At 40.0% G+C, this 265-nt stretch carries 1 pseudogene; it reads right to left on the bottom strand.

Annotated features, from left to right (window positions below):
* Nucleotides 1–79 precede the first annotated feature (79 nt).
* A pseudogene (locus DXA87_RS17615) lies at nt 80–265 on the bottom strand (transcriptional regulator); the annotation flags it as partial.

Here is a 265-nt window from a genome sequence, read left to right as displayed (position 1 = left end):
TCTAAAAATTCAACTGAATAATCCCAGCAAAAACCGCTGCTACATGGAAGCTAACAAACCATGCAACAGCGGTTTTTCTTTACCTTTTTTTCCTCTGGCTGATAGGCGTTCCCATTTTCTTTGATTTTTTGAGAATCCGAATGAGCCAGCGAAATTCTTCGTCTGACAGATTTTTATAGTTGATACCAAGCTGCTTACAGTAAAGGACAACCAGCTTTTCATCCCGGCTACCCTTGAAATTTTCGACCGCTTCCAGATTTTCTTT

Source organism: Desulfotomaculum sp. OF05-3, from assembly GCF_003435535.1.
Classification (GTDB): Bacteria; Bacillota; Clostridia; order Lachnospirales; family Lachnospiraceae; genus Pilosibacter; species Pilosibacter fragilis.
Note: the sequence above shows the minus strand (reverse complement) of the source record. Positions and strands in the feature narration are given on the sequence as shown.